This window comes from Streptomyces sp. NBC_01549 (assembly GCF_026339955.1).
Classification (GTDB): Bacteria; Actinomycetota; Actinomycetes; order Streptomycetales; family Streptomycetaceae; genus Streptomyces.
The window spans coordinates 4,115,677-4,134,029 of the sequence record NZ_JAPEPW010000001.1 but is presented as its reverse complement, the minus strand read 5'-3'; the positions used below and the strand labels follow the sequence as shown (position 1 = coordinate 4,134,029).

Here is an 18,353-nt window from a genome sequence, read left to right as displayed (position 1 = left end):
TCAACTGCCGGGAACTATGGTTCCTCGGCTTGCACAACGAGCGCGCCACTGGCTGTGACACCTCGTTTGCGTCCAGCCCCACGCTGTCGCTGTCTGGGTGGGGCTGGGGCCGTCGACGGGGCCCCGCGTCGCCACAACTCCGTGCCTCTGGCCTGGATGTTGCGGGCGCCGTTCCGGTCTGCGTGATCAACGAATCCGCAGCTCCGGCACGCGAACCAGGCCTGCGAGGCCCGGTTCGCCTTGTCCACGTGCCCACACTCGGCGCAGGTGCGTGAGGTGTACGCCGGATCGACGTAGACCACCGGAACCCCCGCCTTGCGGGCCTTGTACGCGATAAAGGCTCCGAGCTGGGCAAACGCCCAGGAGGAGTGGGTGGCTCTTTGAGGCTTGCGAAGCCGTACCCGCTCGCGGATGCCCGTGAGATCTTCCAGGGCAATTCCGCGACCGGTGCGTTCCGCCTCCGCCACCAACCGTTTCGCGATCTTGTGATTGACGTCCTTCGCCCGCCGGGCCTCCTTGCGTCGCCGCTTCTTCAGGCGGCGTTTGGCGGACGGAGTGTTCTTCTTCTGAAGCTTCCTCCGCAGGTCGCGGTCACGAACCCGGGCCCGATTCAGCTCGCGCCCTGCCATGATCTCGCCGTCACTCGTCGTGGCGATGTTCACGATCCCCAGATCGACGCCGAGGAAGTCCACCGGCTCGGTCTTCAACGCCGCCTCTGGGACTTCGCATGTGGCGATCAGGAACCACATACCGTCACGGCACAGCAGGTCCGACTCCCCCTGCCGGTACAACGCCAGGCGGGCCAACTGCTCCGGGTCAGCGGTGAAGGCCAGGTTCTTCACCCGACCCTCCACGGTCCAGATCGAGACCGTGCGTTCCCGGATCTGCCAGGAGAGCATGCGGTCGTCGTAGGGCTGGGCACCCTCGGAGCGGAAGACGACCGGTTTCTCCGTGACCCTCCGGTAGCGCTTCGAGCCAGGGCCGCCGTAGTTACCAGCCTTCAGATTGGACCGAAGCGTCGTGTACGCATCGCAGGTCTTCTTGATCACATGCTGGGCGGCCTGCGCGCCGAGCCCCCATCGGAACTTCACCGCGTCATAGGTGAGCTTTCGCAGAGCGAAGTTCTTCTTCACATCCCGTTCGAAAGCGATCCGGCTGACCCAAGTAGCCGCCTCGTTGCAGGCGTGCAGGGTTGCCTCAAGTGCCGAAGCCTGAGTAGGCATCGGCAGCAGCTTGACCTGCACCACCAACTTCACCCGCGTGACGCTATCCGGTCGTTCGCTGCACCTGCATTCGAACACGGCAAACCCGCCCTGCCGGTCAGGGACATCAGTTGAGCGAAGGGTCGTCCGGATACGTCGCCACCATCGCGAGTTCGTTGCGCTGGCGGCGCAGGACCTCGCGCCAGAGCCGTTCCGGGGACGGGGAGGAGACGTCTCCCGGCTCGGATTCCACCACGTACCAGGCGCCCTCGGTCAGTTCGTCCTCCAGTTGACCGGGGCCCCAGCCGGCGTACCCGGCGAAGATTCTCAGGGAGCCGAGGGCCGAGGCGAGGAGTTCCGGTGGGGCCTCCAGGTCGACGAGGCCGATCGCGCCGTGCACCCGCCGCCAGCCGAGGGGTGCGCGCTCCCCGGAGGCGACGCCGCCCGGGATCACCGCGACGCCCAGCGCCGAGTCCAGCGACACCGGGCCGCCCTGGAAAACCACACCGGGCTCCCCGGCCAGGTCCGCCCAGGCCTCCAGGATGTCGCCAACGTCGACCGGGGTCGGCCGGTTGAGGACGACACCGAGCGAGCCCTCCTCGTCGTGGTCGAGGAGCAGCACCACCGCGCGGTCGAAGTTCGGGTCCGCCAGGGCGGGCGTGGCCACGAGCAGCCGCCCTGTGAGCGAGGACACCTCGGTCATGCCAGACATGATCCCGCATCTTCCCCGCGTAGGGGGACCCAATACCCGTACCCGAGTGAATGCAGCTCAGGGCGCAGAGGAGCGCCCCCCGCGCACACCGTTGTCGGTGACCCCGTGTGCCCGATTCAAAACGGTTCGTGTTGTGTCCAACCTATGACCTTGCTGGGCGGTCCTTGGGCTTACTTAAGGGGGGTAGGCGGCGATTACCCTTGCTCTTCGGCTCCCGCCCAACCGGCCTGCCGACGCATACTCCTGCCCAACTCATCGGAACGCGAGATACATGACCGTCAACGGCTCTGACGATGTACTGCTTGTCCACGGCGGAACCCCGCTCGAGGGCGAGATCCGTGTCCGCGGTGCGAAGAACCTCGTACCGAAGGCCATGGTCGCCGCCCTGCTGGGCAGCGCTCCGAGCCGACTGCGCAATGTCCCCGACATTCGTGACGTGCGCGTCGTGCGCGGGCTGCTGCAACTGCACGGCGTGACGGTCCGGCCGGGCGAGGAGCCGGGCGAGCTGATCCTCGACCCGTCGCACGTGGAGAGCGCGAACGTCGCCGACATCGATGCCCACGCGGGCTCGTCGCGCATCCCGATCCTCTTCTGCGGCCCGCTGCTGCACCGTCTGGGGCACGCGTTCATCCCCGGTCTCGGCGGCTGTGACATCGGCGGCCGGCCGATCGACTTCCACTTCGAGGTGCTGCGGCAGTTCGGCGCGAAGATCGAGAAGCGGGAGGACGGCCAGTACCTGGAGGCCCCGCAGCGGCTGCGCGGCACGAAGATCCAGCTGCCGTACCCGTCCGTCGGCGCGACCGAGCAGGTGCTGCTGACGGCGGTGCTCGCGGAGGGCGTCACCGAGCTGGCCAACGCGGCCGTGGAGCCCGAGATCGAGGACCTCATCTGCGTGCTGCAGAAGATGGGCGCGATCATCGCCATGGACACCGACCGGACGATCCGCATCACCGGTGTGGACTCGCTCGGCGGCTACACCCACGCGGCTCTCCCGGACCGCCTGGAGGCCGCCTCCTGGGCTTCGGCGGCGCTGGCGACCGAGGGCAACATCTACGTGCGTGGTGCCCAGCAGCGCTCGATGATGACGTTCCTGAACACCTACCGCAAGGTGGGCGGCGCGTTCGAGATCGACGACGAGGGCATCCGCTTCTGGCACCCGGGCTCGCAGCTCAAGTCCATCGCCCTGGAGACGGACGTCCACCCCGGTTTCCAGACCGACTGGCAGCAGCCGCTGGTGGTCGCCCTGACGCAGGCCACGGGCCTGTCGATCATCCACGAGACGGTGTACGAGTCCCGCCTCGGCTTCACCTCCGCGCTGAACCAGATGGGCGCGCACATCCAGCTCTACCGCGAGTGCCTCGGCGGCTCGGTCTGCCGCTTCGGCCAGCGCAACTTCCTGCACTCGGCCGTCGTTTCGGGCCCGACCAAGCTCCAGGGCGCCGACCTGGTCATCCCCGACCTCCGCGGCGGCTTCTCGTACCTGATCGCGGCCCTCGCGGCCCAGGGCACCTCCCGCGTCCACGGCATCGACCTGATCAACCGCGGCTACGAGAACTTCATGGAGAAGCTGGTGGAGCTGGGCGCGAAGGTCGAGCTGCCGGGCAAGGCGCTCGGCTGACCTCAGCCTCTCCCCTCCGGCCCGGGCAAGGCGCTCGGATAGCTCGGAGAGCGTGGCTGTCTGTCGTCCGGACAGCCACGCTGTCGCGCGCGCGACAGTTCCAGTCGTACGTACGACGATGGGGCGGCCCCCCGGTCCAGGGGGCCGCCCCATTGGCGTTACTGCGGGTCGTGCGCCGTCCCGTGGCACACGAGCGCGGCTTACTTGCCCTTGGCCGCTTCCTTGAGCTTGCTGCCCGCGGAGACCTTCACGCTGTAGCCGGCGGGGATCTGGATCGGGTCGCCGGTCTGCGGGTTGCGCGCGGTGCGAGCGGCACGGTGGGTGCGCTCGAAGGTCAGGAAGCCGGGGATGGTGACCTTCTCGTCGCCCTTGGCGACGATCTCGCCGACGGTCTCGGCGAACGCGGCCAGAACGGCGTCGGCGTCCTTGCGGGTCACCTCGGCGCGGTCGGCCAGCGCGGCCACCAGCTCACTGCGGTTCATTTTGTTACTCCCGTGTTCTTCTTGCCGTTGAGGCGTGCCACGCGGCGGAGCCGCATGTTGGATGCGGCGAAGCCGATGCTGCCAGGGCCCTCGGTCGGTCCCCGGACCCGGGTCCGTAGCCAGACCCTCGCGCCCGAAGACGCATCCTGCCCCCACCTGCGGCGGGAAAGCCAATCCGGCACCCCTGGGAGTCACACGAACACCCTTGGGAGTCACACGAAAAGCGCCACTGCCTCAGTGTGGTGACGCTCCGTCCGCTCCCGGCAGCGGACCGCAGGGCCTGGGAGGCCCGAGCCTGGCCGCCACCCTAGAGGGCGGCCAGGGACGCCGCATCTCGCGACGCGCCGACGCGCGGTCGTCGTGGCGATCGTCACAGCAAGTCACACCGCTGGAACCACCGACCACGATCATCCCGCGCAGGTCTCCCGGCCCGTCCGGCGTTCGAGGACGAGGCCGTCCGGGCCGAGGCGGGGGTGCGGGGGCGGCGGCCCCCGGTGCCGCCCGCACCGGCCCGGGGTGCCTACTCGGCCGACACCGACGCCGACGCCCCCGCGGCCTTCGCCGCGGAGCGCACCGCTCCGGCGACCGCGCCCGCGACCTTGTCGTTGAAGACGCTGGGGATGATGTAGTTCGGGTTGAGCTCGTCCTCGGTCACCACGTCCGCGAGGGCGGCCGCGGCGGCCAGCATCATCTCGGTGTTGACCGTGCGGGACTGGGCGTCCAGGAGGCCGCGGAAGACGCCCGGGAACACCAGCACGTTGTTGATCTGGTTGGGGAAGTCGGAGCGGCCGGTCGCGACAACTGCCGCGGTCTGACGGGCGATTGCCGGGTCGACCTCGGGGTCGGGGTTCGCGAGCGCGAACACGATGGCACCGTCGGCCATGGCGGCCACGTCGTCACCGTCGAGCACGTTCGGGGCGGAGACACCGATGAACACGTCGGCGCCGCGCACGGCCTCCTTCAACGTGCCCGTGAGGCCCTCGAGGTTGGTGTTGTCGGCGATCCAGCGCAGTGGCGAATCGGGGGCGGCGTCGACGAGGTCCGCGCGGTCCGCGTGCACGACGCCCTGGATGTCGGCGACGACGGCGTTCTTGACGCCCGCGGCGATCAGCAGCTTGAGGATGGCGGTACCGGCCGCGCCCGCGCCGGACATGACGACACGAATGTCACCGATGTCCTTGCCCGCCACGCGCAGGGCGTTGGTGAGGGCGGCGAGGACGACGATCGCGGTGCCGTGCTGGTCGTCGTGGAAGACGGGGATGTCGAGGGCCTCGCGCAGCCGGGCCTCGATCTCGAAGCAGCGCGGCGCGGAGATGTCCTCGAGGTTGATGCCCGCGAAGCCGGGGGCGATGGCCTTGACGATCTCGACGATCGCGTCGGTGTCCTGGGTGTCCAGGCAGATCGGCCAGGCGTCGATGCCGGCGAAGCGCTTGAAGAGGGCCGCCTTGCCCTCCATGACCGGGAGGGCGGCCATCGGGCCGATGTTCCCGAGGCCCAGCACGGCGGAGCCGTCCGTCACGACCGCAACCGAGTTGCGCTTGATGGTGAGGCGACGAGCGTCCTCGGGGTTCTCCGCGATCGCCATGCACACGCGGGCCACACCCGGGGTGTAGATCATGGAGAGGTCGTCACGGTTGCGGATCGGGTGCTTCGACTGCATCTCGATCTTGCCACCGAGGTGCATGAGGAACGTACGGTCGGAGACCTTGCCCAGCGTGACGCCCTCGATGCCGCGCAGCTGCTGGACGATCTCGTCGGCGTGGGCCGTCGAGCTCGCCGCGATGGTGACGTCGATGCGGAGCTTCTCGTGGCCTGAGGCGGTCACGTCGAGGCCGGTCACCGAGCCTCCGTGGGACTCTACGGCCGTGGTGATCTGGGAGACCGCGGTTCCGCTCGCGGGCACCTCCAGCCGGACCGTAATCGAGTAGGAGACGCTGGGCGCCGTTGCCATGGCCGACTTCCTCTGCTTTCACCGGGTACTGCTGTGTCGCGGGTACGCCGTCCGATCGTCGCACCTACCCCTCGGTACGTGGTAGCCGCCCCGGATTGCGAACGTTTTGTTCGCAGCTGGGGCCCGCGATTTCGGAAGAACGCTTCCACGGTACGAGAGCGCGCGGCCTTATGAGAAACGGTCGGCCGCCGAAAGCCGGACAACGTAAGAGGCTCACATCACCAGGTGACGTGAGCCTCTTCTCGTTAATGACACCGACCCGCCATGCTCGCCTCGCGGCAAGTGGTCGCTCGTAGCGACGAAGGTTGGGCCCGGGGGCTTGGATCGGGCCGGTGTCACATCCAAGGTAACAAAGGATCCCCGTAAGGCAATTCCCACCCCGAGAGTTCATTCGGGGCGTCGGCCCCGGGAGTGTCAGTCCCGGAGCAGATCCGGCACCCCGTTCGCGTCGGGTTCGTCGCGGTCGCCGGAGACGATCGTCAGCTGCTGCGTGGCCCGGGTGAGGGCGACGTACAGCACCCGCAGACCCGCGGGCGACTCGTCGGCGATCTCCGCCGGAGAGACGACCACCGTCGCGTCGTACTCCAGCCCCTTCGCCTCCAGGCTCCCGAGCGCCACCACCCGCTCGCCGAGCCCGGCGAGCCAGCGGGCGGCCTCCTCGCGCCGGTTCATGGCCACCACGACGCCCACCGTGCCGTCCACGCGGTCCAGCAGACGCGCGGCCTCGGCACGCACCGTCTGCGCGAGCGAGTCCCGTACGACGGCGCCCGCGTTGTTCGTCGCCACGAAACGCGGCTCGACCCCGGTGGACCGTACGGCTGACGGCGACTGGGAGCCAGGCATGGCGAGGGCGAGGACCTTGGCGGCCAGTTCGGCGATCTCGGCGGGGTTGCGGTAGTTGACGGTGAGGGTGAAGCGGCGCCTGGGACGGGTCCCCAGGGCCTCGTCACGGGCCTCGGCGGCCTCGTCGGGGTCCGACCACGAGGACTGCGCCGGATCGCCGACGACGGTCCAGGTGGCATGCCGGCCACGTCTGCCCACCATCCGCCACTGCATGGGCGTGAGGTCCTGCGCCTCGTCGACGATGACGTGCGCGTACTCCACGCGCTCCTGCGCCAGCCGCTCGGCCCGCTCGCGCTGCGTCTCCTCGCGTACGGGCATGAGCTCCTCGAGACCGGTGAGCTGGTCCAGCGGGTCCAGCTCACGGCGCTTGCGGGGCCGGGCGGGCATCCCAAGGATCGCCTGGAGCTCGTCCAGCATCGCCACGTCGTGGACGGACAGCCCGTCCCGCTTGAGCGAGCGCGCGACCCGTCGCACCTCGCCGGGGTTGAGGATCCGCCGCGCCCAGCGGCCCAGGCGCCGCTCGTCGGCCATGGCGGCGAGGACGCCCCGCGGGGTCAGCTCCGGCCACCACGCGTTCAGGAAGTCGATGAAGCTGTCCTCGGAGGCGACGTCCTCGTCGAAGGACGACCGCAGCTCGGCGGCCAGCTCCGGGTCCGTGTGCCGCGTACCGGCCCCGGACTTCGCCCACAGCGCGTCCAGCAGCAGCTTGCGGGCGCGCGGGCGCAGCAGGTTCACCGGCGCGGTCCCACTCAGCGCGTTGTGCTTGATGCGGTCGAGCTCGGCGGCCTCCAGCTCCAGCCGCCGCCCGAAGGCGACGACACGCAGGCGCGTGGGGGTGCCGGAGGGGGCCGGGGCGGCCTCCTCGCCGAAGGCGAGCTGCTCCGACCGGTCCCCGTCGGCGGTGGACCGGCCCGGGCTGGTGCCGGGCGTCTCCAGCGCGCCCCTGGCGGCCTTCCGCAGCACCTTGAGCATCCGGTAGGAGCCCTTGGCGCGGGCGACGGCCGGGGAGTCGTACAGGGTCGCCTCCGCGCCGTCGACGAGGGAGCCGATGGCGCGGATGGCGACCTGGCCCTCCTCGCCGAGGGAGGGCAGCACGCCCTCCGTGTAGGCGACCAGGAGCGGGGTCGGGGAGACGATCAGGATGCCGCCCGCGTACCGGCGGCGGTCCTGGTACAGGAGGTAGGCCGCCCGGTGCAGGGCCACGGCCGTCTTGCCGGTGCCGGGGCCGCCCTCCACGTACGTCACCGACGCCGCGGGGGCGCGGATCACGAGGTCCTGTTCGGCCTGGATGGACGCGACGATGTCCCGCATGGTGTGGCTGCGGGCCTGGCCGAGCGCGGCCATCAGGGCGCCGTCGCCGATCACGGGGAGTTCTTGGCCGTCGAGGGTGGCCTTGAGCTCGGGGCGCATCAGGTCGTCCTCGACGCCGAGGACCTTGCGGCCCTTGGAGCGGATGACCCGGCGGCGTACGACCCGTCCCGGGTCGACCGGCGTCGAGCGGTAGAACGGGGCCGCGGCGGGCGCCCGCCAGTCGATGACCAGCGGCGCGTACTCCGCGTCCAGCACCCCGATGCGGCCGATGTGGAGCGTCTCGGCGATGGAGGCGTACTGGCCGGTCTCGTCCGCCCGTACGACACCCTCGGCCGGTTCGACGGCCGTGTAGGCGCCGTCCGGGCCCTTCTTGCCGTCCTTCCCGAGGAGCAGGTCGATCCGGCCGAAGAGGAAGTCCTCGAACTCGTTGTTCAGGCGGTTCAGATGAACCCCCGCGCGGAACACCTGGGCGTCGCGCTCCGCGAGCGCCCCCGGTGTACCGACCTGGCCGCGCTGGGCGGCGTCGTTCATCAGGAACTCCGCCTCGTGGATCTTCTCCTCGAGGCGCCGGTACACCCGGTCCAGATGTTGCTGCTCGACGCTGATCTCACGATCCCGTACGGAATCGTCCTGTGCGGAATCGTGGATCTGGTCGAGCGCGGTTTCCTGCTGAGCCTGAGCGGCCACCGGGCCCCCTTCTGACGTGCTGGGCAGCCGTCAACCGTACGCGAAGGGGGCCCCGTGAGGCTACGTGCGCGCCCTGAGTTCGCTCACACGTTCACCTCGACGAGCCGCTTCCCGTCGAAGGTCATGACCTCGAAGTGGTCGATCTGGTTCGGGGTGAAGGCCGCGCCGCCGTGGACGTAGAGGGGGTTCTTCGCCTGTTCCGTCTTGGCGTCGGCGATGCCGTAGCCCCAGTTCGGGACCGCCCAGGAGGTCACCGTCTCGCGCTCACCGTTCTTGCCGACCGCGATCAGCGAGCACTTCAGCGGGCCCTTGACGTTCTTGAGCTGGAGGACGGCGTGGGTGCCCCAGTCCTTCTTCTCGATCGCGACGACGGCGTTGACCTTGGTGCTCGGGTCCGTGGCCGACTTCTTGTCCGTCATGACGTCGAAGGCGGCCTTGGCCGGGCTGGTGGCCATCGCCGAGTCGGGCGACGCGGTGGTGGTGGTGCCGCCGCCGCTGACGGCCATCACCGTCAGCGGACCGCCGATGATCAGCGCGGCCGCGGCCGCCACGAGGTACAGGCCGCGTCGGCGCTTGACCGCGCGCCGCTCCGACACCTCGTCGACCAGCCGTTCCGCGAGCTGTGGGCTCGGGCGCGCGGCCAGCGACTCACCGATGGCCGGGGTGCCCTGCGAGGCGGGCAGATCCGCGAGCGCGGCGAGCATCGGTTCCATCCCGGCGAGCTCGTCGAGCTGCTGGCCGCACCACTCGCAGGTGGCGAGGTGGGCCTCGAAGGCTGTCGCTTCGGCGTCGTCGAGGATACCGAGGGCGTAGGCGCCGACGGTTTCGTGGATGTTGTCACCGGGATTCTGTTGTCCCCGTGGTCCTTGCATGGCTCCTGGACCGCCTGTTCCGTAACCCCCGTATGCGTTCATGCCGTCACCCCCCGCTCCTCCAGCGCCAGCTTCATCGACCGCAGGGCGTAGAACACCCGGGAGCGCACGGTGCCGCTGGGTATGCCGAGTGTCTCGGCAGCCTCATTGACCGTACGCCCTTTGAAGTACGTTTCGACCAGGACTTCCCTGTGAGCAGGGGTCAGGTCGTCCAGCGCGTCCGACAGTGTCATCAGCCACAACGCCTTGTCGATCTCGTCCTCCGCGGGAATGACCTCCAGCGGTGACGGGTCCACCTCCTGCGGCCGGGCCTGCCGGCTGCGGTGGCCGTCGATGACGATGCGCCGGGCGACCGTCACCAGCCAGGGTCGTACCGAACCGGTCGCCCGATTGAGCTGACCGGCGTTCTTCCAGGCACGGATGAGTGTTTCCTGCACAACGTCCTCGGCACGCTGCCGATCCCCCGCGACCAGCCGCAGCACGTACGCGAGTAACGGACCCGCGTGTTCCCGGTACAGCGCACGCATCAGCTCCTCGTCGGGTTCGCTAGACGAAGCCGACGCAGACGGATTCATGCGATGTCGGGCCCTTGACCTTCGTTCATCAGCCACGGCGGAATCCTTGCGCACGCCTACCTCCGGTGTCCGGGGGATCCCCCAGTCGGTCGCTCATCCCGGAGTACGCATCTGGGCGTGCGCATGTTCAAAGAGATAGGACATATTTCTTGGAAGAGTTGTGAAGGAAGTTTGTTGATCACTGGAAGCGATCGAAAGATCACGTAGAGATGAAGTGAAGGTTCCGGATCGAGCCGCCGGGATCGCGACACTGTGACGCGTTTCACACACGGTTCGCGCATGATTCACGCCCGGGCGAGGGCCGCCCGGCGCCGGTGCCGGGCCACCCGCTCCCGGTTTCCGCATACCTCGCTGGAGCACCACCGCCGGCGCCGCCCCCGGGAGGTGTCGAGGTAGACGATCGGACAACTGTCCCCCTCGCACTGTCTGAGGCTCGCCCGTGCCAGCGGGTCGGTGAGCAGTTCGAGGGCGTCGCGGGCGATGACGGCGAGCAGCCCGGGGCAGCCGGGCGGGGTGTGCAGCCGACGCCGCAGCGAGCCGTCGTCCGCGCGTACGGCCCAGGGGGCGGGCGGAGCGGCGAGCGCGATGGCGTTGACGCGGGCGAGCGCGGCGTCCGCGGGCCGCGCGCCCAGCTCACCGCGGACCAACTGGGCGACATGGCCGCGAAGTTCGCGAAAGCCCACGAGCCAGGAGATGTCGGCCGCCGCGAGCGGAGTGCCCGCGGGGACCAGTCCGGAGCGGATGATCCAGGTGCGCAGCCGGTCCAGCGAGTCGAGCCGTTCCTCGGGGTGGGTGGTCGCCAGGAGGTCCAGGCAGATCCGCCCGGAGTCGAATCGCAGCTCGTACGAGGCCGTGGCCATGCCCGATGCCATGCGCCTGTCACCGCCTTGGGGTTACCGCCGTGAGGGTCGGTAGGGGTCGTACCCCCTACAGTGCATGGCTGCACGCGTGACCGGAAGACCTGTGCCCGTCGGGGAGTGGACGTCCGCTTATGGGGCCGCGCGCCTCGGCCATGTCCGTCGCCGGACCACGCCGGTTGACTCGACGGGATGACAGAGAACAGCACGGGGCGGCGTACCACCGCCGGAGGTGTCCTGGGTGCGGCCACGGTCGCGATGGGCCTGATCGCCGGGGTCTTCTACATTTTCGCCTGCGCCGTCATGCCGTCACTGGCCCGCAGTGACGACCGCGTCTTCATCGAGGTCATGCAGAACGTCAACGACGTGATCCAGAACCCGGTGTTCTTCCTGAGCTTCATGGGCGCGCTGGTCCTCACGGCGGTCTCCGCCTGGCAGTCGCGCAAGTCCCCCCACCGGTGGTGGGTGTTCGCCGCCCTCGCCGCGTACGCGCTGGCCTTGCTGTTCACGGTCGCCGTGAACATCCCGCTCAACAACCGCCTGGCGGACGCCGGGAACCCCGCGACGATCGCCGACCCGGCCGCCGTACGCCAGAGGTTCGAGGACACCTGGGTCGCCTGGAACGTCGTACGGGCCCTGCTGTCGACGCTCGCGCTGGCCTGCCTCGCCCGCGCCCTGCTCCTGTACCGACGGCCTTATACGTCGGCGTACTTGGAGTCGGCCGCCGGGTCGAGCGCGAGCCGGTAGCCGCGCTTGACGACGGTCTGGATGAGCTTGGGCGCGCCAAGTGCCGTACGCAGCCGGGCCATGGCCGTCTCGACGGCGTGCTCGTCCCGCCCGGCACCCGGCAGCGCCCGCAGCAGCTCGGCGCGGGCCACCACCCAGCCGGGGCGGCGGGACAGGGCCCGCAGCAGCGACATCCCGGCCGGCGGTACCGGCCGCAGCGCCCCGTCGACCATCACGGCGTGGCCGCGGATCTCGACCCGGTGGCCGGCGACGGGCAACGTGCGGGCCCGGCCGGGGAGTTCCTGGCAGAGCAGCTGGACGAGGGGGCCGAGCCGGAAGCGTTCGGGCTGGACGGTGTCGACGCCGTGCGCCTGCAAAGGGAGCGCGGTGACGGGGCCGACGCAGGCGGGCAGGACGTCGTGGTGGAGGGCGGCGAGGAGTTCGGACAGCAGGCCGCGGTCCTCGGCCCTGGACAGCAGGGAGGCGGCGGCGGGCGCGCTGGTGAAGGTGAGCGCGTCCAGGCCGCGGGTGACGGTGGCGTCGAGGAGCCGGTCGACGGGCCCGATGTCCTCCGGCGGCATCCACCGGTAGACGGGGACTCCCACGACCTCGGCTCCGGCGGCCCGCAGCGACTCCACGAACCCGGGCAGCGGCTCGCCGTGCAGTTGTACGGCGATACGGCGGCCCTCGACACCCTCCTCCAGGAGCCGGTCCAGCACCTCGGCCATGGACTCGGAGGTGGGCGACCACTCCTCGGTCAGCCCCTGGGCGCGAATGGCGCCCTTGACCTTGGGTCCGCGCGCGAGCAGTTCGACTCCGCGCAGCCGCCCGAGCAGGGTCTCGCCGAGCCCCCACCCGTCGGCGGCCTCGATCCAGCCGCGGAAGCCGATCGCGGTGGTGGCCACCACGATGTCCGGCGCCTGGTCGATGAGGTCCTTGGTGGCGGCGAGCAGTTCGCTGTCGTCGGCGAGCGGCACGATGCGCAGGGCGGGCGCGTGCTGGACGGCGGCGCCGCGCCGCTGGAGCAGTGCTCCGAGTTCGTCGGCCCGACGCGCGGCCGTCACGCCCACGGTGAACCCCGCGAGGGGGCCGCAGCCCTGCCCGGCCGGTCGCTGCTGTTCGTCGTCCATGGCTCTCGTCTCGCGCTGGGGGTCTACGTACGGTCACCGCCGACCGAGCCTGTCAACGCCACGTGACAGGCTCGGTTCCCCTTGATGTCGCCCGTGTTACGTCAGACCTCGACGTAGCTGAGCTGCGGCTTCGCCTCTGCGGCCGCGGTCGTCCGGGGCTGCGTGGCGGGACTGCGAAGGTATACGGCCCAGGTCACCAGGAAGCACACCGCGTAGAAGGCGAGGAAGGCCACGAAGGCGCCGGTGCCGGAGCCGTAGGACAGGAAGGACTGCCGGAAGGCGAGGTTGATGCCGACGCCGCCGAGCGCGCCCACCGCGCCGATGAGGCCCATGGAGGCGCCGGACAGCCGCCGTCCGTAGGAGGCCGCCTCCTCCCCTTCGAGGCCCTTGGCGACGGCCTTGGCCTGGAAGATGCCGGGGATCATCTTGTACGTCGAGCCGTTGCCGAGGCCGGTGAGCACGAACAGCGCGATGAACGCGATCGTGAACAGGGGCAGCGACTTCTGGGTGGAGGCGACGACGATGACACCGGTCGCGCCGGCCATGGCGACGAAGTTCCACAGCGTGATGCGGGCCCCGCCGTAGCGGTCGGCCAGCCAGCCGCCCACGGGCCGGATCAGCGAGCCGAGCAGCGGGCCGATGAAGGTGACGTACGCCGCCTGCAGCGGAGTACGCCCGAACTGGTTCTGCAGCACCTGCCCGAAGGCGAAGCTGTAGCCGATGAACGACCCGAAGGTGCCGACGTAGAGGAAGGACATGATCCAGGTGTGGGCGTCCTTCGCCGCGTCCTTGGCGGCGCCGGTGTCGTTCTTCACGGACGCGATGTTGTCCATGTAGACGGCGGCGAGCACGGCGGCGACGATGATCAGCGGAATGTAGATCCCCAGCAGGACCCTCGGTCCCCCGCTCGCGCCGATGATCGCGAGCGCCACGAGCTGGATGACGGGCACGCCGATGTTTCCGCCGCCGGCGTTGAGGCCGAGCGCCCAGCCCTTCTTCCGCAACGGGAAGAAGGCGTTGATGTTGGTCATGCTCGAGGCGAAGTTGCCGCCGCCGATGCCGGCGAGCAGCCCGACCAGCAGGAAGGTGTTGAACGAGGTTCCCGGCTTCATCACCGCGAACGCGGCGACGCTCGGGACGAGCAGCAGGCTCGCCGAGACGATGGTCCAGTTCCGGCCGCCGAAGATCGCCACCGCGAAGGTGTACGGCACCCGCACCACGGCCCCGACCAGCGTCACCATCGAGGTGAGCATGAACTTGTCGGCCGGGGTGAGCCCGTACTCGGGGCCCATGAAGAGCACCATCACCGACCACATGGTCCAGATCGAGAACCCGATGTGCTCGGAGAGCACGGAGAAGAGCAGATTCCGCCGGGCGACCTTCTCACCCGTCTCTTTCCAGAAGGTCTCGTCCTCCGGATCCCACTCCTGGATCCAGCGGCCTCCCCTGCTCGGTGCGGGGGCTGTACTAGGGGCTGTCATGACGCCTCCACGGTTCTCCGGTGCGGTGCCCAGGTGTCGTACAACGACTGACTGAGTCCCGAAGGTAGGGAGGGCGCGTTTCGAGGCTGTGGCTGTGAGTGACCGGAAAGGAACGTTGCTCTCACGGGAGCGCGGGGGCGACGGTGAGGACTGCGGGTTCCCCGCGGCTAGACCCGGTGGCTGCCCCGCGAGGCGCCCCTCTTCGCTTTCGTCTCCGCTCCGTTGGGCCACAGCCTCGGGCTGCGCTTGGCGGCGATGTCCTCGATCCAGCCGAAGGCCACGATCGTCAGGCCGATCAGCGGCCACACCAGGAGGAACGTCCACAGCGTGTACGTCGAGTCCAGCGCCGTCACCGCCCCGTCGCTCTGCATGAAGGGGAGGTTGTAGGCCTGGTCGATGATCGGGACCGCGGCCATGATCAGCATGTTGTGCCAGAGGTAGATCGTGACGGCACGGTTCTCAGGCTGTTCGTGCGGCCGCCGCGGGTGTCGATGACCGGGCCGCCGTCGAGGATCTTCTCCGGCACCTTGTCGGTGGCGGCCTCGGGCTGGATGCGGTGGTCGGCGAGGATCTCGCTGTGCACATAGCCGCGCAGCATCAGCATCGCCAGCATGGCGACGAGGAGCAGCGAGGGCAGCAGATAGCGCATGGGCAGCCGTCGGCGCCGGACATCGGGTGCCGGACGCCGCGCACGGGGAGCGGGCCCGTGCGCGTTGGTGCGGGATGCCATCAGAGGATGTTCTCCAGGTTCTGCGGAGTCGCCGGGCTCTTCGGGTTCTCCGGGGACGAGGAGTCGGTGATGCCGGTCTCGGACGCGACGGGGCCCGGTTCCACGGGGCTGTCGGCGACCGTGCCGGTGCCGCCGGCGCCGACCGTGCTCTCCGCGGGGCTCGGCGAGGCCGCGCCGTCCTCCGAGGGGCTGGGGTCGGGCGAGGCGGACACCGGGGGAGACGGCGGGGTGACGGGGTCCTTGGTGGTGCTGGTGCTCGGTTTCGGCTTGGTGGTGACGGACGTCGAGGGCTTCGGGTCCGCGGACGTGCCCGGGTCGGTGGCGCTCGCGGAGGCGCCCGGTGCCGGGCTGACGCCCGGTGCCGGGGCCGTACCGTCGCTCACCGAGGCGCTCGCGCCGGGCGCGGCGCTGCTCGAGCCGGACGGTGACACCGAGTCGGTGGGCAGCGGTGAGGTCTCGACCTTCCCGGCCGGCGTGTCGTCCTGCTGGCCGGGCACGGGCAGCCAGGGCGCGTTGGAGTTGCCGGACAGGAGCGTGGCGACGATGACGACGGCGTACACGGCGCAGGCGACGCCGACGAGGACGCCGAGCCGACGGAACCTGCGGCTGCGGCGGCCGGACTCGTCGACGAACACCGGGCCGTCCGAGCCGTCCTGGACCCCCGGGGCGTCCTTGGCCTGCCGGACCAGCCAGTCCTCCGTCTTCCGCCGTCCGACTCCGTCGAGCTGAACCGTCACCTCGTGCGGATCGTGGGTGTGTCCCGGTTCACCGGACCGCTCCCGGGGCGGGGCCGCCGGGCCGCCGGGCGTGTCGGCCCCGCGGCCCGCGGTCGACCGGCCGTCCGCCTCGAACCGGCCGAGCGTGTCCGCCCTGCGGTCCGCGACCGGCCAGCCTCCCCTCTCGGGTCGGCCAGGCGTATCGGAACGGCCGAGGGGCTCTGGGCGGCCCAGGGTCTCTGGGCGGCCCAGGGCGTCCGGGCGGCCCAGGGCGTCCGGGCGGCCCAGGATGTCGGGGCGCCTGCGCGCGTCCGGCCAGCCGCTCGTGGCCGGCCGCTCGTCCTTGCCGACGCGGCCATCGGCTCCGGCGCGGTCGCGCGGTCCGGCGGGCTGTTCAGGTACTCCGGGGAGGTGATCCGGCGCGGTGCGTTCACGCCGCGCGGCGGGCTGGTCGGGCACCCCGGCACTGGAGTCGGGTGCAGCGGGCTGATCGGACAACCCGGTGCCGTCCTCGCGTCCGGTGGGCCGGCCGGGCACCCCGGCAAGGCCGTCCGGTCCGGCCGCCCGGTCGACGACCCCGGCACGACGGTCCGCCTCGGCACGGCCGACCGCGCCGGCCCAGTCGGCCAGCCTGGTGCGGGCGACCGCCCCGGCCCGCAGGTCAGCCTGTTCTCCGCGATCCGCTCCCGCAGGGCCACGCGGCCCGGCGGGCCGGTCGGCCGCCCCGGCACCGTCGGTCGACCCGGCCCGCGGGCCGGTCTCTTCCCCATGGTTCGCCTCGTCGTGACGCTCGGCGTCAGAACGGTCGGCGTCAGGACGGTCGGCGCCCGCGTCGTCGTCCGCGCTCACCGGACGGTCCACACCGAACCGTCGTTCAACGCCCGGCCGGCGCCCGGCACCGGACGAACGGTCCGCACCCGGCGACCGGTCCGCGCCGAAGGCGTCCGCCGTAGCCGATCCACGTTCCGCCCCAGTTCTCGCATCGGCGCCCGAGCGGCCTTCCGCGCCAGCTCCAGACTCTCTTTCGACACCGCGTTCGACATCGGTGTCGGATTCCGCTTCCGCGGCGAGCCGCACGGCGGCGCCACTTCCGATCTGAGGCCACGTCGACGTCGCGCGGGCGGCCTCGGGCCACACCACGGACTCTCCGGACCCCGTCGGCGCGGCCGGCTCTCCGGCTCCACGCCCGTCCGGCCGAGCGACATCTCGGTGATCAGGTTGGGCGTCTTTTCGCCACTTCTCCACGTGCACGCACATCCCCCCAGGGACAGGTTTCGGGTGCGCGCACGACTCCGGGCATTACGTACATGTCGTCCGGAACGAGCCCCCACTCGTCCCGAGCGCCCCCCTTTACCACACTGCACCCGGACCATGAATGTAGCGCATGGGGAAGACCCGTGTGCTTATGTGTCAATCCTGCCCCGCCATCACCAGCTCGTCGCTGGCCGGAATCCAACCGTCCGCAGGGCGCGTCAGCCACCCCTCCTCGGCAGCCAGCTCTCCGGCGGCGCGTCGAAGGGCATCGATCCCGGGGTGCACCAGCCCCTTTCGCCACACCAGTGACACGGGTGACAACGGAACTGGTCCAACAAGGGGTTTCCGCACGGTTTCAGACATGGCCGGAAAATCCACCACAGCGAGGACAGGATTCCGCTTCTTGGCCATGACCCGCCGGAACTCATCGGCCCCGAGGGCCACCGGCGCGGGCGGCGCCAGCGCGATACCGCGTCCCTCGAAAAGGTGAAGCGCGAGGTCGGTCCACTCCCGCGTCCGCGGATTCCCCGCCCCGGCGTACACGGTCTCGCCGGCGAGCGCGTCGAGCGGCACCACGTCCAGGGCGGCGAGACGGTGATCCTCGGGCAGCACGACGGCCATCGGCTCGTACCGTACGGGCTGCTGTTCGAGCCGGGCCCTGACCGCCGGATCGAGGCCCGCGAACCGTCCGAACGACGCGTCCAGGCGCCCCGCGAGGATCTCCCCCGCCGCGCCGGTGAGCCCGCTCTCGAAGCGGGCCATCAGCTCGCAGTCGGGCGCGAGCGCACGGGCCCGGTCCAGGACGCGGCCGGAGACGAGGCCCGGGGAGTTGACGTCGACGAGCAGCGGCCGCTCAGGGCCGTCCCCCGCGAACGCGGACAGCAGCGCGTCCTGCGCCTCCAGCACACGCCGCGCGTACGGCAGCAGCCGCTCACCGTCGGCGGTCGGCGTCACCTGCCGGGTCGTCCGCACGAACAGCTCCGCCCCGAGTTCACGCTCCAGTCGCCGGATGTCACGGCTGAGGGCCTGTTGGGCGACGTACAGGCGGGCGGCGGCCCGCGTGAAGTGCAGTTCCTCGGCGACGACGAGGAATCCGCGCAGGAGTCGGGGGTCGAGATGACGGTGCGGGAGGCCGAGAGAGCGGTCGGCAGGGGCGGGCATCACGCGAACCTACAACGCAGGTGCGTCAATCACCACGGAATAGGT

At 70.5% G+C, this 18,353-nt stretch carries 14 protein-coding genes and 2 pseudogenes; 2 read left to right on the top strand and 14 right to left on the bottom strand.

The genetic code is table 11. The annotated features are described in order from the left end of the window. Positions 1-14: 14 nt before the first annotated feature. On the bottom strand, positions 15-1,256 hold the full coding sequence (locus OG819_RS18415; protein WP_266650391.1) for a transposase: 1,242 nt from the start codon (positions 1,254-1,256) through the stop codon (positions 15-17). A 73-nt stretch (positions 1,257-1,329) separates the two neighbouring features. After that, positions 1,330-1,905, bottom strand: a complete 576-nt coding sequence (locus OG819_RS18410; RefSeq protein WP_266413560.1) for a YqgE/AlgH family protein — start codon at positions 1,903-1,905, stop codon at positions 1,330-1,332. Between the two features lie 280 nt (positions 1,906-2,185). Between OG819_RS18410 and murA the strand changes: the two genes are divergently transcribed. Continuing rightward, complete coding sequence (gene murA, locus OG819_RS18405; protein WP_266413558.1) at positions 2,186-3,532, top strand: UDP-N-acetylglucosamine 1-carboxyvinyltransferase; 1,347 nt, start codon at positions 2,186-2,188, stop codon at positions 3,530-3,532. Between the two features lie 200 nt (positions 3,533-3,732). Here the strand turns inward: murA and OG819_RS18400 are convergent, their stop codons facing one another. The 6 genes from OG819_RS18400 to OG819_RS18375 form a co-directional block, all read right to left on the bottom strand. Next, complete coding sequence (locus OG819_RS18400; protein ID WP_007382399.1) at positions 3,733-4,014, bottom strand: HU family DNA-binding protein; 282 nt, start codon at positions 4,012-4,014, stop codon at positions 3,733-3,735. A gap of 520 nt (positions 4,015-4,534) precedes the next feature. Further along, entirely contained in the window at positions 4,535-5,965 is a 1,431-nt protein-coding gene (locus OG819_RS18395) for an NAD-dependent malic enzyme (protein WP_266582720.1), read from the bottom strand. Positions 5,966-6,379: 414 nt separating this feature from the next. Then, the gene (locus OG819_RS18390; RefSeq protein ID WP_266650388.1) at positions 6,380-8,806 is read right to left on the bottom strand and encodes a UvrD-helicase domain-containing protein; all 2,427 of its coding nucleotides are present in this window, start codon (positions 8,804-8,806) and stop codon (positions 6,380-6,382) included. An 83-nt stretch (positions 8,807-8,889) separates the two neighbouring features. Continuing rightward, positions 8,890-9,678, bottom strand: coding sequence for an anti-sigma factor (locus OG819_RS18385; protein WP_266413551.1), 789 nt, complete (start codon positions 9,676-9,678; stop codon positions 8,890-8,892). Positions 9,679-9,716: 38 nt separating this feature from the next. Next, positions 9,717-10,253 (bottom strand): sigma-70 family RNA polymerase sigma factor, encoded by a 537-nt coding sequence (locus tag OG819_RS18380; RefSeq protein ID WP_266652727.1) that lies wholly within the window; start codon positions 10,251-10,253, stop codon positions 9,717-9,719. A gap of 284 nt (positions 10,254-10,537) precedes the next feature. Beyond that, positions 10,538-11,125: a CGNR zinc finger domain-containing protein gene (locus tag OG819_RS18375; RefSeq protein ID WP_266650386.1), complete on the bottom strand. Its 588-nt coding sequence runs from the start codon at positions 11,123-11,125 to the stop codon at positions 10,538-10,540. 177 nt (positions 11,126-11,302) lie between these two features. On the opposite strand from OG819_RS18375, the gene OG819_RS18370 reads away from it, so the two are divergent. Then, positions 11,303-11,857, top strand: coding sequence for an anthrone oxygenase family protein (locus OG819_RS18370; RefSeq protein ID WP_266650384.1), 555 nt, complete (start codon positions 11,303-11,305; stop codon positions 11,855-11,857). Here OG819_RS18370 and OG819_RS18365 read toward each other — a convergent pair. The 6 genes and pseudogenes from OG819_RS18365 to OG819_RS18340 all read right to left on the bottom strand — a co-directional run bounded on the left by OG819_RS18365 (position 11,806) and on the right by OG819_RS18340 (position 18,308). Next, on the bottom strand, positions 11,806-12,966 hold the full coding sequence (locus OG819_RS18365) for a uroporphyrinogen-III synthase (protein WP_266650382.1): 1,161 nt from the start codon (positions 12,964-12,966) through the stop codon (positions 11,806-11,808). The two genes, OG819_RS18370 and OG819_RS18365, sit on opposite strands and share 52 nt — an antisense overlap. A gap of 101 nt (positions 12,967-13,067) precedes the next feature. Then, the gene (locus OG819_RS18360; RefSeq protein WP_266650380.1) at positions 13,068-14,447 is read right to left on the bottom strand and encodes a nitrate/nitrite transporter; all 1,380 of its coding nucleotides are present in this window, start codon (positions 14,445-14,447) and stop codon (positions 13,068-13,070) included. Between the two features lie 167 nt (positions 14,448-14,614). After that, a pseudogene (locus tag OG819_RS18355) lies at positions 14,615-14,905 on the bottom strand (acyltransferase); the annotation flags it as partial. After that, a pseudogene (locus OG819_RS18350) lies at positions 14,905-15,177 on the bottom strand (bi-functional transferase/deacetylase); the annotation flags it as partial. The pseudogenes OG819_RS18350 and OG819_RS18355, both read right to left, overlap by 1 nt. Continuing rightward, positions 15,177-16,742: a hypothetical protein gene (locus tag OG819_RS18345; protein ID WP_266650378.1), complete on the bottom strand. Its 1,566-nt coding sequence runs from the start codon at positions 16,740-16,742 to the stop codon at positions 15,177-15,179. The gene OG819_RS18345 and the pseudogene OG819_RS18350, both read right to left, overlap by 1 nt. A 561-nt stretch (positions 16,743-17,303) precedes the next feature. After that, positions 17,304-18,308, bottom strand: coding sequence for a LysR family transcriptional regulator (locus tag OG819_RS18340; protein ID WP_266582728.1), 1,005 nt, complete (start codon positions 18,306-18,308; stop codon positions 17,304-17,306). Positions 18,309-18,353 lie beyond the last annotated feature (45 nt).

Coding starts and splice junctions, on each gene's coding strand:
- OG819_RS18410 (WP_266413560.1), bottom strand. CDS start 1,905: ATGACCGAGGTGTCCTCGCTCACAGGGCGGCTGCTCGTGGCCACGCCC.
- murA (WP_266413558.1), top strand. CDS start 2,186: ATGACCGTCAACGGCTCTGACGATGTACTGCTTGTCCACGGCGGAACC.
- OG819_RS18400 (WP_007382399.1), bottom strand. CDS start 4,014: ATGAACCGCAGTGAGCTGGTGGCCGCGCTGGCCGACCGCGCCGAGGTG.
- OG819_RS18395 (WP_266582720.1), bottom strand. CDS start 5,965: ATGGCAACGGCGCCCAGCGTCTCCTACTCGATTACGGTCCGGCTGGAG.
- OG819_RS18385 (WP_266413551.1), bottom strand. CDS start 9,678: ATGCAAGGACCACGGGGACAACAGAATCCCGGTGACAACATCCACGAA.
- OG819_RS18380 (WP_266652727.1), bottom strand. CDS start 10,253: ATGAATCCGTCTGCGTCGGCTTCGTCTAGCGAACCCGACGAGGAGCTG.
- OG819_RS18375 (WP_266650386.1), bottom strand. CDS start 11,125: ATGGCATCGGGCATGGCCACGGCCTCGTACGAGCTGCGATTCGACTCC.
- OG819_RS18370 (WP_266650384.1), top strand. CDS start 11,303: ATGACAGAGAACAGCACGGGGCGGCGTACCACCGCCGGAGGTGTCCTG.
- OG819_RS18365 (WP_266650382.1), bottom strand. CDS start 12,966: ATGGACGACGAACAGCAGCGACCGGCCGGGCAGGGCTGCGGCCCCCTC.
- OG819_RS18360 (WP_266650380.1), bottom strand. CDS start 14,447: ATGACAGCCCCTAGTACAGCCCCCGCACCGAGCAGGGGAGGCCGCTGG.
- OG819_RS18340 (WP_266582728.1), bottom strand. CDS start 18,308: ATGCCCGCCCCTGCCGACCGCTCTCTCGGCCTCCCGCACCGTCATCTC.